General features: G+C 70.6%; 14 protein-coding genes. 10 read left to right on the top strand and 4 right to left on the bottom strand.

The window, feature by feature from the left end; genetic code table 11:
* Nucleotides 1-16 precede the first annotated feature (16 nt).
* The 3 genes from JJQ90_RS00575 to JJQ90_RS00585 all read left to right on the top strand — a co-directional run bounded on the left by JJQ90_RS00575 (nucleotide 17) and on the right by JJQ90_RS00585 (nucleotide 2103).
* Nucleotides 17-922, top strand: coding sequence for a polysaccharide deacetylase family protein (locus JJQ90_RS00575; RefSeq protein WP_216872534.1), 906 nt, complete (start codon nucleotides 17-19; stop codon nucleotides 920-922).
* Nucleotides 919-1443: a lipocalin family protein gene (locus JJQ90_RS00580; RefSeq protein ID WP_216872535.1), complete on the top strand. Its 525-nt coding sequence runs from the start codon at nucleotides 919-921 to the stop codon at nucleotides 1441-1443. The genes JJQ90_RS00575 and JJQ90_RS00580 overlap by 4 nt, the downstream gene beginning before the upstream one ends.
* A gap of 84 nt (nucleotides 1444-1527) precedes the next feature.
* On the top strand, nucleotides 1528-2103 hold the full coding sequence (locus JJQ90_RS00585; RefSeq protein ID WP_216872536.1) for a dihydrofolate reductase family protein: 576 nt from the start codon (nucleotides 1528-1530) through the stop codon (nucleotides 2101-2103).
* Here JJQ90_RS00585 and JJQ90_RS00590 read toward each other — a convergent pair whose 3' ends face one another.
* From JJQ90_RS00590 to JJQ90_RS00605, 4 genes are read right to left on the bottom strand one after another with little or no spacing between them, the layout of a single operon-like run.
* Nucleotides 2104-2940 (bottom strand): GNAT family N-acetyltransferase, encoded by an 837-nt coding sequence (locus JJQ90_RS00590; RefSeq protein WP_216872537.1) that lies wholly within the window; start codon nucleotides 2938-2940, stop codon nucleotides 2104-2106.
* A gap of 1 nt (nucleotide 2941) precedes the next feature.
* Nucleotides 2942-3697, bottom strand: a complete 756-nt coding sequence (locus tag JJQ90_RS00595) for an SDR family NAD(P)-dependent oxidoreductase (protein ID WP_216872538.1) — start codon at nucleotides 3695-3697, stop codon at nucleotides 2942-2944.
* Nucleotides 3694-5055 carry a formimidoylglutamate deiminase gene (locus tag JJQ90_RS00600; RefSeq protein WP_329959331.1) on the bottom strand — a complete coding sequence of 454 codons (1362 nt, stop codon included), beginning with the start codon at nucleotides 5053-5055 and terminating at the stop codon, nucleotides 3694-3696. Before JJQ90_RS00600 ends, JJQ90_RS00595 begins: the two co-directional genes overlap by 4 nt.
* The gene (locus JJQ90_RS00605) at nucleotides 5052-5780 is read right to left on the bottom strand and encodes a UTRA domain-containing protein (RefSeq protein ID WP_216872539.1); all 729 of its coding nucleotides are present in this window, start codon (nucleotides 5778-5780) and stop codon (nucleotides 5052-5054) included. Before JJQ90_RS00605 ends, JJQ90_RS00600 begins: the two co-directional genes overlap by 4 nt.
* A gap of 64 nt (nucleotides 5781-5844) precedes the next feature.
* Here JJQ90_RS00605 and hutU point away from each other — a divergent pair, with 64 nt between their 5' ends.
* The 7 genes from hutU to JJQ90_RS00640 all read left to right on the top strand — a co-directional run bounded on the left by hutU (nucleotide 5845) and on the right by JJQ90_RS00640 (nucleotide 13122).
* A complete protein-coding gene (hutU, locus tag JJQ90_RS00610; RefSeq protein ID WP_216872540.1) occupies nucleotides 5845-7515 on the top strand; it encodes a urocanate hydratase in 1671 nt (556 codons plus the stop codon).
* A complete protein-coding gene (hutH, locus tag JJQ90_RS00615; protein WP_216872541.1) occupies nucleotides 7512-8987 on the top strand; it encodes a histidine ammonia-lyase in 1476 nt (491 codons plus the stop codon). Before hutU ends, hutH begins: the two co-directional genes overlap by 4 nt.
* Complete coding sequence (hutI, locus tag JJQ90_RS00620; protein ID WP_216872542.1) at nucleotides 8984-10189, top strand: imidazolonepropionase; 1206 nt, start codon at nucleotides 8984-8986, stop codon at nucleotides 10187-10189. The genes hutH and hutI overlap by 4 nt, the downstream gene beginning before the upstream one ends.
* Entirely contained in the window at nucleotides 10186-10596 is a 411-nt protein-coding gene (locus tag JJQ90_RS00625; protein WP_216872543.1) for a PaaI family thioesterase, read from the top strand. The genes hutI and JJQ90_RS00625 overlap by 4 nt, the downstream gene beginning before the upstream one ends.
* A gap of 63 nt (nucleotides 10597-10659) precedes the next feature.
* Nucleotides 10660-11349, top strand: a complete 690-nt coding sequence (locus tag JJQ90_RS00630; RefSeq protein ID WP_230410288.1) for a CBS domain-containing protein — start codon at nucleotides 10660-10662, stop codon at nucleotides 11347-11349.
* Complete coding sequence (locus JJQ90_RS00635) at nucleotides 11349-12713, top strand: metallophosphoesterase (RefSeq protein ID WP_216872544.1); 1365 nt, start codon at nucleotides 11349-11351, stop codon at nucleotides 12711-12713. The genes JJQ90_RS00630 and JJQ90_RS00635 overlap by 1 nt, the downstream gene beginning before the upstream one ends.
* Nucleotides 12714-12897: 184 nt before the next feature.
* A complete protein-coding gene (locus JJQ90_RS00640) occupies nucleotides 12898-13122 on the top strand; it encodes a DUF465 domain-containing protein (protein ID WP_216872545.1) in 225 nt (74 codons plus the stop codon).
* The last annotated feature ends 7 nt before the right edge of the window (nucleotides 13123-13129 follow it).

A 13129-nucleotide genomic window follows, 5' to 3' on the forward strand; every position in this document is an offset into this window, starting at 1 on the left:
AATCCCGGAGGCCCCGATGCTGCCCACCCACGGACGCTACGACTATGCCCCCTGGCAAGGTCGCACGCCCTATGCCTGGCCGGGCGGCGCGGCGCTGGCCGTCTATCTCGGGGTGAACCTGGAGCATTTCGCCTTTGGCGAGGGACTCGGGGCGGAGCTGGCGCCGGGCGGGCCGCAGCCGGATGTGCTGAACTTCGCCTGGCGCGACTATGGCAACCGCGTCGGCGCCTGGCGCCTGCTGGCGCTGCTGGATGAGCTGCGCCTGCCCGCCACGGTGCTGGTGAACAGCGCCATGTACGACTACGCACCGCAGCTTCTGGCCGCGCATCGCGCCCGGGGCGACGAGATCGCCGGCCATGGCCGCACCAATTCCGAACGCCAGTCGATCCTGCCGGAGGCCGAGGAGGCCGCGCTGATCGCCGAGTCGAGCGCCGCGATCCGGAAGCATGAGGGCATCGCCCCCGCCGGCTGGCTCAGCCCCTGGATCGCCGAAAGCCGGGTGACGCCGGACCTGCTGGCGGAGGCCGGCTACCGCTACAGCATGAACTGGTGCGCCGATGACGCGCCGGTCTGGATGACGACGCGGGCCGGCAAGCTGCTCGCCATGCCCTATCCGCAGGAGGTGAACGACATCCCCTCTGTGGTCGGCCGCAAGGATGGTGCCGCGGATTTCGCCGACATGATCCTGGACGATTTCCATGAAAGGCTGGCGCAGGTGGCGGATGGGCTGCCGCAGGTGATGGGCATCGCCCTGCACCCCTATATCATCGGCCAGCCGCATCGCATGCGGCACCTGCGCCGGGCGCTCACCGAGATCGCCGCGCATCGCGACCAGGTCTGGATCACCACGGCCGGAGGCATCTTCGAGCATGTCGCCGCGTTGCCCCCAGGTGTTGTTCCTGGATCGGAGTGGGCGACGTGAAAAAAGCCATTGTCGGGCTGATGCTGCTGCTGGGCGCCTGCGCCACCACCCCTGCCCGACCGCCGGTCGCCACGGTGCCGCAGGTGGATCTGGCCCGCTATGCGGGGACCTGGTTCGAGATCGCCCGCCTGCCGAACAGCTTCCAGGATGGCGGCGACCGCGGCTGCACCGCGACCACGGCCACCTATACGCCGCAGCCGGATGGCAAGGTCGGGGTGGTCAATCGCTGCCTCGCCCATGACGGCACGCCCCGGATCGCGGAGGGCAGCGCCTATGCGGTGGAGGGCAGCGGCAATGCCCGGCTGCGGGTCAGCTTCTTCTGGCCCTTCTATGGCGACTACTGGGTGATCGGGCTGGACCCGGCCTATCGCTGGGCCGTGGTGGGCGCGCCCGGGCGGGATTACCTGTGGATCCTGGCGCGCAGGCCGAGCCTGGCGCCGGGTGACTATTCGGAAGCCGTGGGCATCGCGGCGCAGCAGGGGTTCGAGGTGACAAGGCTGCAGACGACGCCGCAGCCCTGAGGGCAGACATTAAACCTTTTGGTTGACTCTTTGGCGACCCATCCTCATTCTCAACCATAGGGTTGAACATAAGGAGAGAGCGCCATGCGCCAGCTGATCGCCGGGATGAAGATTTCACTCGATGGCAGGACCGAAGGGCCGGACCGCCTCGCCGACTGGGTCGAGGCCTGGTCCGAGGATTACGGCCTGACGCCAAGGATCGACGCCTGCATCCTCGGCGGCGGCATGTATCCTGGCTATGTCGCCTATTGGACGAGCATCCAGGTCGATCCCTCGCAGCCCACCCTGGCGACAGGCCGGCCGCCTTCGCCGGGCGAGCTGGCCTGGGCCAAGGCCATCGGTGGCCTGCCGCACCACGTGCTGACCCGCGAATTGCCGGAGGAACGCCTGCCCGGCACCCAGCGCCTGGATGGGCTGGCGGCCGTGGCGGCACTGAAACGGCAGGCGGGGCGCGATATCTATCTGGTCGGCGGCGGCCGGACCACGGCGAGCCTGATCCAGGCGGGGCTGGTCGATGAACTCCGGCTGCTGGTCTATCCGCTGATCGCCGGCCCCGGCACACCGCTATTCGACGACACCACCCAGCGCCGCGGCCTGACGCTGCGCCAGGCCGAGCCCCGGCCGGATGGGCGGGTGTTGCTGGTCTATGGCGCCGGCTGATCAGCCCAACTCGAAACTCATCACCCCGAACAGCCGCTCCGCCCGGATCGCGGGCGCGGGGCCGGTGTACATCCGCGCCGTCTCGAAACCGGGCGTCAGGCCGAGGGATTCGGCCAGCGCCACGGCGGCGCGGTGCGGTTCGGGCACGTCGAGGTAGACCGGGCCCTCCGGCACACGGGCGATCAGCGCGGCAGCCAGCGCCTGCGCCACCTGCGCATTCTCGGCGACGAGCGGGCCGAACTTGTGGCCCTCCCGCGCCGGGCGGATCACGCCGAAGCCGGTGACCGCGCCATCGGCCACGGCCGCCAGGGCGACATGGCCGGGCTGGGCGATCCAGGCGCGGAGATAGGCTTCCCGATCTGCCGGGAAGACGCTGCGGTCCAGCGCGGCCAGGGCGGTGAAAGGCACATCGCCCGCCGGGACGATGCCGGAGGTCGGCGCCGGCGGGCGGCTCGGCAGGCCGCCGAAGCGGATATTGTTCCAGGCGAGCGAGAAGCCGGATTTGCGGTAGTTGTCCTGCTGCGCCACCACGCCATCCAGGCCGATCAGCCGGCCCTCAAGCTGCGCCATGGCGGCGCGCCACACCGCCATGCCGTGCCCCTGCCCGCGCAGCTCCGGCCGCGCGATGTAGAAGCCGATGAACCCGAATTTTTGGGCATAGCGCGTGGCGGAGATGACGCTGAGCAGTGCGCCGTCTTCCTCCACCGCGAGGAACAGGCCGGCGTCCTGCGCCAGGAAGCAGGGCAGGTCCGAGAGGCCGGGATTCCAGCCCTCGGATGCGGCCCATTCGACGGCCGTCGCGGCCTGTGCCGCGCTCAGGGTGATGAGGCGTGCCATCTCAATGCATGATGTCGCCGCCATTCGGCGACAGCGTGGCGCCCACGAAGAAGTCGCCGCCGGGCGAGGAGGCCAGCAGCAGCGCCGCCGCCGCGATTTCCTCCGGCTGGCCCACCCGGCCGATCGGCAGCTTCGCGCCGATGCTCGCCGCCCATTCGGGACCAAGCTGCGCGGTGAGGTCGGTGGCCACCGGCCCCGGCGCGATGGCATTGACCAGAATGCCCTTCGGCGCGCCCTCATGCCCCAGCGCGCGCGTGAACCCGATCAGCGCGGCCTTGGCGGTGCAATAGGGCACGATATTCGCGGCCCCCTTCAGCCCGAGCTGGCTGGCGGTGGTGATGATGCGGCCGCGGCCGCGCGCCGCCATGCCATCCCAGACGGCCTGGGCGGCGAAGAAGCTGGCCTTGACGTGGACATCCATCACCCGGTCGAACATGTCTTCCGTGATCGTCTCGATCGCGCCGCGAATGTTCAGGCCGGCATTGTTCACCAGGATGTCGCAGGGGCCCAGCTGCGCCTGCGCGTCGGCGATGAAGGCTCGGAGCGCGGGCAGGTCCGCGACATCGACCGAAGCCGCGAAGGCGCGGCGGCCCAGCGCCGCGACCTGTGCGACGACGGCATCCGCGCCCTCGGCATCGTTCAGGTGGCAGAAGGCGATGTCGGCGCCTTCCCGGGCAAACAGCAGCGCGATGGCGCGGCCGATGCCGCGGCTGCCGCCGGTGATGATCGCCACCTGTCCGGCCAATTGTCCACTCATGCCAATAGTCTCCGCATTGCGGCGCCAAACTGGTCCCGTATCGCCATGGCGTCGAGATGCCGGCCGCCCTCCACCACCGCGCGGCCGCCGACGACCACGGTCTTCACCGGGTTGGACTGGCCGCTGAACACCCAGGCGTCGAGCAGCGCATCACCCTCCCGCCCGATCAGCGTGGGGTGCTGGGCGTCGAGCTCCACCAGGTCCGCGCGCAGGCCCGGCGCGATGGCGCCGATGCGGCGGCCGCTGGCCTGCGCGCCGCCCGCCAGCACGGCGTCGAGCAAAGTGCGCCCGGGATGCGGGTTCTGGTCCGCCGTGGCGACGGAGCGTGAATTGTCGCGCAGGCGCTGGCTGGTCTCGAGCTGGCGCAGCTCGTCGCGTGGTGCGGTGCCGACATGGCTGTCGGTGCCGATGCCGAAGCTTCCGCCGGCGGCGAGCCAGGCGGGCAGCGCGAAGATACCGTCGCCGAGCGAGGCTTCGGTCGTCGGGCACAGGCCGGCGACGGCGCCGCTGCGGGCGAGACCCTCGACTTCGGTGGCGTCCATATGCGTCGCATGGATCAGCACCCAGCGCGCATCGAGCGGCGCGTTGTCCAGCAGCCAGCGCACGGGGCGCGCGCCCGTGGCGGCGAGGCATTCCGCGACTTCCTTCGGCTGCTCGGCCGCATGGATGTGGATCGGGCCCGCGAAATCCTGGATGGCGCGCAGCATCTCGGGCGTCACCGCGCGCAGCGAATGCGGCGCGAGGCCGAGCGCCATCTGCGGGTCCTGGCCGATGGCGGCGCGCGTGGCGTCCACAATGGCGAAGAAGCCGCCGAGGTCGTTCAGGAAGCGCCGCTGGCCCTCATGCGGCGCCACGCCGAAGATGCCGCCGTGACGGTAGAGCGAGGGCAGCATGGTGAGCCCGATGCCGGTACGCCGCGCCGCCGCGATGTTCCGGCGCGCCATCTCGGCGCGGTCGGCATAAGGCGTGCCGTCCGGCTGGTGGTGCAGGTAGTGGAATTCGCAAAGACTCGAGAAGCCGTGTTCCAGGAGTTCGACGTGGAGTTGCGCGGCGACGGCCTCGGCATCCTCGGGCGAGAAACGCCCGACGAAGCGGTACATCGTCTCCCGCCAGGTCCAGAAGCTGTCCTGGCCCATCGGGCTGCGCCGTTCGGCGCCGCCGGCCATGGCGCGCTGGAAGGCGTGGGAGTGCAGGTTCGGCACGCCGGGTATCACAGCGCCCGCAAGGCGCCGCACGCCCGGTGCCGTGGCACCCGGCGTCACGGACCGGATGTCACCCAAAACGTCGGTCTCGATCAGGACATCGCGCGCCCAGCCTTGCGGCAGCAGCGCGGAGGCGGCGAGGATCTGGCGCATCATGATATCCGCATGCCCGGTTGCGGGGCTTCGCGCAACCGGGGCGTGGACCGGCCGGTGAAGGCGTGGCGGTCGCCCGGATAGGTGAAGCGCACCGCGGTGACGGGCAGGCCCTCGCGGCGGCTCAGCCGGTCCAGCACCAGGCAGGGCGCGCCCTCCGCCACGGCGAGAAGTGCGGCGGTCGCGGCATCAGCGGCGAGGGCGCCGATGCGATGCTCCGCCTCGGTCCAGGGCACGCGTTCCAGCAGCCAGGAGCCGGGGGGCGCGGCGCCGAAATCCTCCGCCGCCGCCTCCGGCACCGCGGCCAGGTTGATCAGCCGGTCCTCGATCGCCTGCGGCACTGCGCCGGCCATGTGTCGCACCTGAAGCGCCAGCACGCGGGCGCCGCGCGGCAAGGCGCCGAGCCGCGCCTTGTCCGCCGCGGTCGCGGCGCGCGTGGCGCGGTGCAGCACCGCATGGGCATGGCCGGGGCCGAGGGTGGCGCGCAGGTCGGGAATGCCGAACAGCGATTCCTCCGCCCGCGGGACCGCGACGAAGCTGCCGGCCTTGCGCCGGCGCACCACCAGGCCGGCGGCGACCAGATCGGCCAGGGCCCGGCTCGCCGTCATCCGGGCCACGCCATGTTCCGCCACCAGCTCCGCCTCCGACGGCAGCTTGTCGCCGGGGCGGAGCGCGCCGGAGAGGATGCGGGCCTCGATCTGGGCGCGGATGGCGGCGTGGCGGGTCATGAGATTATGTCTAGACATAATCTGCCGAAGCCGCAATGCTGAACACAGCACCGGAGAGACCCGCATGACCGATCCGCGCCGCCGCAACGCCCCCGCCATCCGCAGCCCCCGCGGGCTGGAGCTGAGCTGTCGCCACTGGACCACCGAGGCGGCGATGCGGATGCTGATGAACAACCTGGATGACGAGGTGGCGGAAAAGCCCGGGGAGCTGGTGGTCTATGGCGGCATCGGCCGCGCCGCGCGGGACTGGGACAGCTATGAGCGCATCGTCGCTACGCTGAAGCGGCTGGAGGAGGACCAGACCTTGCTGGTGCAATCCGGCAAGCCTGTCGGCGTGTTCCGGACGCATAGCGACGCGCCGCGTGTGCTGATCGCCAATTCCAACCTGGTGCCGCGCTGGGCCACCTGGGAGCACTTTTCGGAACTCGATCGCAAGGGGCTGATGATGTACGGCCAGATGACGGCCGGGTCCTGGATCTATATCGGCAGCCAGGGGATCGTGCAGGGCACCTACGAAACCTTCGCGGAAGCCGGCCGCCAGCATTTTGGCGGCGACCTGGCGGGGCGCTGGATTCTGACCGGCGGGCTCGGCGGCATGGGCGGGGCGCAGCCGCTGGCGGGCGTTTTTGCGGGCGCCTGCGTGCTGGCGGTGGAATGCCAGCCCTCCTCCATCGAGAAGCGGCTGGAGACCAGGTACCTCGACCACAAGGCAGATGACCTCGACACGGCACTCGCGATGATCCGCGAGGCCTGCGCAGAGCGCCGCGCCATCAGCGTCGGCCTGCTGGGCAATGCGGCGGAGGTGTTTCCCGAATTGGTGCGGCGCGGTGTGGTGCCGGATATCGTCACGGACCAGACCAGCGCCCATGACCCCGCCAATGGCTATCTGCCCGCCGGCTGGTCCCTGGAAAAGTGGCAGGCGATGCGGGAGAGCGACCCGGCCGCGGTGGCTGCAGCCGCGAAGCACTCCATGGTGGCGCATGTGCAGGCGATGCTGGATTTCCAGGCGCGCGGCGCCATCGTGATGGATTACGGCAACAACATCCGGCAGATGGCGAAGGAGGAAGGTCTTGCGAATGCCTTCGACTTTCCCGGCTTCGTCCCCGCCTACATCCGCCCGCTGTTCTGCCGCGGCGTCGGACCCTTCCGCTGGGCCGCGCTCTCGGGCGATCCCGAGGACATCCGGCGCACGGATGCGAAGGTGAAGGAGCTGATCCCGGAGGATCGGCACCTGCACAACTGGCTCGACATGGCACAGAAGAAAATCGCGTTCCAGGGGCTGCCGGCGCGTATCTGCTGGGTGGGCCTCGGCCAGCGGGACCGGCTCGGCCTCGCCTTCAACGAGATGGTGGCGCGCGGCGAGATCGGCCCCATCGTCATCGGCCGCGACCACCTCGATTCCGGCAGCGTGGCCTCCCCGAACCGGGAGACGGAGGCGATGCGGGATGGATCGGATGCCGTCTCCGACTGGCCTCTGCTCAACGCGCTGCTGAACACCGCCTCCGGCGCCACCTGGGTCTCCCTGCACCACGGCGGCGGCGTCGGCATGGGTTTTTCCCAACACGCCGGCATGGTGATCGTGGCGGACGGCACGGAAGCGGCCGCGCGGCGCCTGGCGCGCGTGCTGTGGAACGACCCGGCGACCGGCGTGATGCGCCATGCCGATGCGGGCTATGAGGACGCGCTGGATTGCGCCCGCGAAAAGGGTCTCGACCTGCCGGGGATTTTGCGATGATCGACCTCGCCACGCTGCGCGCCGTGATGGACGGCGCGCGCTTCAACCTGCCCGAGGGCTGGCGCGAGGCCACCGAACAGGGCGCCGCGGTGCTCGCCGCGCGACTGGCCGAGGATGGCCCGATCTACGGTGTGAACACGGGTTTCGGCAAACTGGCCTCAACGCGCATCGCGCCGGCGAAGCTGGCGCAGCTTCAGCTAAACCTGCTGCGCAGCCATGCCGCGGGCACGGGGGCGCCCCTGCCCTCGCAGGTGGTGCGGCTGGTGCTGGCGCTGAAGGCGCTGTCCCTGTCGCGCGGTGCCTCCGGCGTGCGGGTCGAGGTGGTGGAGGCGCTGCTGAACTTGCTCGCCACCGATGCGCTGCCGGTGATCCCCGCGAAAGGCTCGGTCGGCGCTTCCGGCGACCTGGCGCCGCTGGCGCATCTCTCGCTCGTGCTGGTCGGCGAGGGCGAGGTTTTTGTGAATGGCCTCCGCCGGCCGGGTGCCGAGGCGGGCATTGCGCCCCTCACCCTCGGGCCGAAGGAAGGGCTCGCGCTGCTGAACGGCACGCAGGTTTCCACGGCCATCGCGCTTGCAAACCTTTTCGCCGCCCAAAGCCTGCTGCACACATCGCTGGTGGCGGGCGCGCTCAGCGTCGATGCGGCACGCGGCTCCGACACACCCTTCGATGCGCGCATCCACGCGCTGCGCGGCCAGCCGGGCCAGATCCGCTGCGCCGCGGCGCTGCGCGGATTGATGGCCGGCAGCGAAATCCGCGACAGTCACCGGGAGGGTGATACCCGCGTGCAGGACCCCTATTCGCTGCGCTGCCAGCCCCAGGTCGCCGGCGCCTGCCTCGACCTGCTGGATCACGCGGCGGCGGTGCTCGCGCGGGAGGCCAATGCCGTCACCGACAATCCGCTGGTCATGGCCGATGGCGACATCCTGTCGGGCGGCAATTTCCATGCGGAGCCGGTGGCCTTCGCCGCCGATAGCATCGCGCTGGCCCTGGCCGAACTCGGCGCCATCAGTGAGCGCCGCATCGCCCTTCTCGTGGACCCGGTGCTGTCGGGCCTGCCGGCCTTCCTGGTGTCCGAAGGCGGTCTGCATTCCGGCTTCATGATCGCCCAGGTCACCGCCGCCGCGCTGGTCGCGGAGAACCGCGCGCTCGCCACGCCCCGCAGCGTCGACAGCCTGCCCACCAGCGCGAACCAGGAGGATCATGTCAGCATGGCCACCGGCGCGGCGCTGCGGCTCGGAGAGATGGCGGAGAACCTGTCCTCCATCCTCTCCATCGAACTGCTGTGTGCCGCGCAGGGGCTGGAGTTCCATCGGCCACTCACGACCTCCGCGCCGCTCGCCGCCGCACAAGCCCTGGTGCGCGGCGTCGCGGCGCCCTGGGATGCCGATCGTTTCATGGCCCCCGACATGGAAGCGGTGCGGCTGCTGGTCCAAAGTGGCGCCTTCGCCAGGCTGGTGGAGTTGCCCGCATGATCTTCGACCGCGTCTGGCTCGACGCCCATCTCTGCACCATGGTTTCCCGGGAAGGCGACCCGCTCGGGGTGATCGAGGATGGTGCGATCGCCGCCAAGGATGGGCGCATCGCCTGGGTTGGTCCTCGCGCCGACCTCCCCGGCGGCGCGGAGATCACGACACGTTGCGACGGCGCCTGGATCCTGCCCGGGCTGATCGATTGCCACACCCACCTCATCTTCGCTGGCGACCGCGCCCGCGAATTCGAGATGCGGCTGGAGGGCGCGAGCTACGAAGCCATCGCCAAGGCCGGCGGCGGAATCCTCTCCACGGTCCGCGCCACGCGCGACGCGACCGAGGATGCGCTGGTGCAGGCCGCCCTGCCCCGCCTCGACCAGTTGCTGGCCGAAGGCGTCACCACGATCGAGGTCAAATCGGGCTATGGCCTCGACCTGCCGACCGAGGCGCGGATGCTGCGCGCCGCGCGGCGCCTGCCGGGGCTGCGCCAACTCTCCCTGCAGACCAGCCTGCTCGCCGCCCATGCGACGCCGCCGGAATTTGCGGGTCGCACCGCCGAATTCGCGCGCCATGTGGCGGAGGACATCTTGCCGGCCATCGCAGCCGAGGGCTTGGCCGATGCGGTGGACGCTTTTACGGACAGTGCCATCGGTTTCACGGCCGAGCAGACGGCATGGGTGTTCGATGCCGCACAACGCGCCGGGCTGCCGGTAAAACTGCATGCGGATCAGCTCCGCGATGATGGCGGCTGCGCGCTGGCGGCGGGCTACGGCGCGCTGTCCGCCGATCACATCGAATATGCCAGCCCAGATGGCATCGCGGCCATGGCGCAGGCGGGGACCGTCGGCGTGCTGCTGCCGGGCGCCTTCTACTTCATCCGCGAAACCCACTTCCCCGACATCGCCACGATGCGCGCCGCCGGACTGCGCATTGCCTTGGCGACGGACCTCAACCCCGGCTCCTGCCCCGCACCGTCCCTGCTGCTGATGCTGAACATGGGCTGCACCCTGTTCCGGCTGACGGTGGCCGAAGCCCTGGCCGGCGTCACGCGGAACGCCGCGGCCGCCCTTGGCCTCGCCGATCGCGGCACGTTGACGCCGGGGCTGCGCTGCGATCTGGCGCTGTATGGCATCTCCCGCCCCGCGGAGCTCTGCTACTGGATCGGCCGCAACCCCTGCCTCGGCCGCGTGGTGGGCGGGGCATGACGCCCGAGGCGATGCAGGCGAGGGTGCGGGAGGGTCTGCCACTGGCCGCCACCTGGGCAGTGGAGGTGCTGTCCTGCAGCGCGGGCAACGCTCTGCTGCGCCTTCCAGCGCAGGAAGGGCTGCTGCGGCCCGGCGGCACGGTCTCGGGTCCCGCGCTGATGGGGCTGGCCGACATGGCGATGTGGGCCGCGCTGCTGAGCGTGACGGATGGGCGCGACGAAAGCCTGACCACCAACCTCACCATCACCTTCCTGCGCGCCCCGGCCGCCGGCGCGGTCTGCGCGGAAGCGCACATCATCCGCCGTGGTCGAACCTTGTCCTATGGGGAAGTCCTGCTGCGCGCCGAAGGGGCGACGGAGCCCTGCGCCCATGTCACGAGCAGTTGGATCAATATATCCAATAGATGAACCCCCCTTCACTTTTCGGGCTCGCTGCGCCATTTCTTTCTTCAAGCTGAGGAGGAATGAAACATGCGCGCCGCTGATCTGATGACCCCGGACCCGATGACCTTCCAACCCGCCACGCCCATCGCCGTGGTCGCGCGCACCCTGGCGGAGCGCGGCATTTCCGGCGCGCCGGTGGTGGATGCGCAGGGGGCGTTGCTGGGGATGATCACGGAAGGCGACCTGCTGCGCCGCATTGCCGCACCCGCGGATGCGCCGAAATCCTGGGTCGCCGGCCTGTTCAGCCCCGCCGCGCGCCAGGCGGACCATTTCGCCCGCACGCATGGCCAGACCGCGGGCGATGTGATGACGCGCGGCGCGGTGACGGCGGAGGAGGAGACGCCGATCGACAAGCTGGCCCATGCGATGGAGGAGCGGAACATCCGCCGCATTCCGGTGCTGCGCGATGGCCGCCTGGTGGGCATCGTCTCCCGCGCCGATCTCATCCGCGCGCTGCTGCAGCCGGCCGAGCATCTCTCGGCCGATGCGCCGGATGAACGCATCCGCCGGGAATTGGTGGGCCGCATGAAGGACCAGCCCTGGATCGACGCCTTCGCGATCTTCCCGGAGGTGGAGAATGGCGTGGTGATCTTCCACGGCTATTGCCGCAATGACGCGGTGCTGCGGGCCCTGCCAGTGCTGGCGGAAACCATCCCTGGCGTGAAGGGGGTGCGGGTGATGGTGGAGAACCAGTCGCTGCGCATGTCGGAGGCCTGATGCCGAAACTGCCGCGCCGCGCTTTGCTCGCCCTGCCCGGCGGGTTTTCCGGCGCGCGCGCGGCACGGGCGGATGCGCCGGTCACCGGCGCGGATGCGCTGCTGCTGGTGATGGGCGACCTGCATTCGGCCATGGAGCGTTCGCCGGCCCTGCTGGCCGTGGTGGACGCGGCGCTGGCCGCGCATCGCGGCGTGCCGGCCTTCATCCTCATCAATGGCGATGTGTTCGAGCGCGGCAATGCCGTGGCGCGCCGCAGCGCCGCGGTGGCGGATTGGAGCTTCCTCGCTGCCCTGCGCCGACGCGCGCCGGTGGTGCTGAACATCGGCAATCACGAGACCGCGCTGATCGTCGACCTGGCGGAGGTGGTGGAACGCGCCGTCGCGCTGGACCTGCGTGTCGTCTCCAATCTGCGGGACCGCCGCAGCGGCCTGCCCTTCGCCGAGGTTTCCACGCATTTCGATCTGCCCGGCCGCCGCGGCCTGCGGGTCATCGGCATGGCGACAGATGAGGCCGCCACCTACCGACCGGAGGCGCGCGCGCTGATCGACATGCCCGAACCCGTCGCCTGGGCGCGGGAGCGGCTGCCGGCGCTGTTCGCGGCGGATGAGGTGCGCGTGCTGCTGAGCCATGCGGGCGTCGCCGCCGATCGCGCCATCCTGCCTATGCTGCCGGGCGGGACCTTGCTGGTCGGCGGGCATGAGCATCTGCGCTTCACCCATGCGGCAGGGGCGACGCGCTATGTGCATACCGGGTCCTGGAATCGCTTCCTCACCCTGGTCGGGCTGCATCTCGGCCAGCCCATCCCCCGGCTGGAATTGCGGGAGCTGGCGGTGGAGCCGGGCCAGGCGGAGGATGCGGACCACGCGGCGCTGGTCGCCCAGGTGATGGCCGCCCATGCCTCGGCCGAGGATGCGGAGGTGCTGTTCGACCTGGACCGGCCGCTGTCCCTGGCCGTCGCGGCCGGCCGGGCCTGCGCCGCGCTGGCCGCCGCCACCGGCAGCCAGGCCGGCCTGCTCGGCCACACCGGCTTCGGCACGGGCCTGCCCGCCGGGCCGGTGCGGCGGCTGGATTTCGATGCCTTCCTGCGCTTCGATGGGCCCGTCTTCCGCGCCGAGGCCGATGCGGCGGCTTTGGCCGCCATGGCCCCCCGGTTGAACCAGCATGCCGCCACCCCCCTGGCCGACCGGATCGGCGATTTCTGCCATGCCGGTCCCTGGCCGGCGCAGCCCGGGCCGCTGGCCAGCAATGGCTGGGTGCGGCTGCATGCGGCCCGCTTCCTGGGCGATCCCGCGCCGGATTTCGCGCCAGTGCCTGGGCTGATGCTGAAGCCCCTGGTCGAGGCGGCATTGCGCGTGGGCCGATAACACCGACGCCGAGTGGCGCGCGCTGTCGCCGATTCGTCTTGAAAATGTCTCAGAGCAGGGCCAAGATTCGTCCCAGAGGCCCGGGTCCCTCTGGCGAGGCGTCTCCCCCGGCGCACCGCGATGTCGGGCCTCCCACAAACCGCCGCGCCCCCGCGCAGCGACGGAAGCGGAGGCTGAGGGCGTCATGGATGGTCGGATCAGCGCGTCAGGTGGTGTGCTGAAGCTACGTCTGGTGGAACGTTTGTCCGACCTGGAACGGCTGATCGCCGCAGAGCGCGCCCGCACGGCGCCGGATGAGGCCCTGATCCGGCGACTTTCCCGGGAAAAGCTGCTGGCCCGCGACCGCATGGCCGCCCTGGCCGGTTGCGGCATGCCGCGCTGGGCGCGGGAGGATGGGGTGCCCGGCTGACGGTCCC

It is taken from the genome of Falsiroseomonas oleicola, assembly GCF_019029495.1.
Taxonomy (GTDB): domain Bacteria; phylum Pseudomonadota; class Alphaproteobacteria; order Acetobacterales; family Acetobacteraceae; genus Falsiroseomonas; species Falsiroseomonas oleicola.

Bases quoted from the DNA above. Each gene is read 5' to 3' on its own strand.
- JJQ90_RS00575 (WP_216872534.1), top strand. From the start codon at position 17: ATGCTGCCCACCCACGGACGCTACGACTATGCCCCCTGGCAAGGTCGC.
- JJQ90_RS00585 (WP_216872536.1), top strand. From the start codon at position 1,528: ATGCGCCAGCTGATCGCCGGGATGAAGATTTCACTCGATGGCAGGACC.
- JJQ90_RS00590 (WP_216872537.1), bottom strand. From the start codon at position 2,940: ATGGCACGCCTCATCACCCTGAGCGCGGCACAGGCCGCGACGGCCGTC.
- JJQ90_RS00595 (WP_216872538.1), bottom strand. From the start codon at position 3,697: ATGAGTGGACAATTGGCCGGACAGGTGGCGATCATCACCGGCGGCAGC.
- JJQ90_RS00600 (WP_329959331.1), bottom strand. From the start codon at position 5,055: ATGATGCGCCAGATCCTCGCCGCCTCCGCGCTGCTGCCGCAAGGCTGG.
- JJQ90_RS00605 (WP_216872539.1), bottom strand. From the start codon at position 5,780: ATGACCCGCCACGCCGCCATCCGCGCCCAGATCGAGGCCCGCATCCTC.
- hutU (WP_216872540.1), top strand. From the start codon at position 5,845: ATGACCGATCCGCGCCGCCGCAACGCCCCCGCCATCCGCAGCCCCCGC.
- hutH (WP_216872541.1), top strand. From the start codon at position 7,512: ATGATCGACCTCGCCACGCTGCGCGCCGTGATGGACGGCGCGCGCTTC.
- hutI (WP_216872542.1), top strand. From the start codon at position 8,984: ATGATCTTCGACCGCGTCTGGCTCGACGCCCATCTCTGCACCATGGTT.
- JJQ90_RS00625 (WP_216872543.1), top strand. From the start codon at position 10,186: ATGACGCCCGAGGCGATGCAGGCGAGGGTGCGGGAGGGTCTGCCACTG.
- JJQ90_RS00630 (WP_230410288.1), top strand. From the start codon at position 10,660: ATGCGCGCCGCTGATCTGATGACCCCGGACCCGATGACCTTCCAACCC.
- JJQ90_RS00635 (WP_216872544.1), top strand. From the start codon at position 11,349: ATGCCGAAACTGCCGCGCCGCGCTTTGCTCGCCCTGCCCGGCGGGTTT.
- JJQ90_RS00640 (WP_216872545.1), top strand. From the start codon at position 12,898: ATGGATGGTCGGATCAGCGCGTCAGGTGGTGTGCTGAAGCTACGTCTG.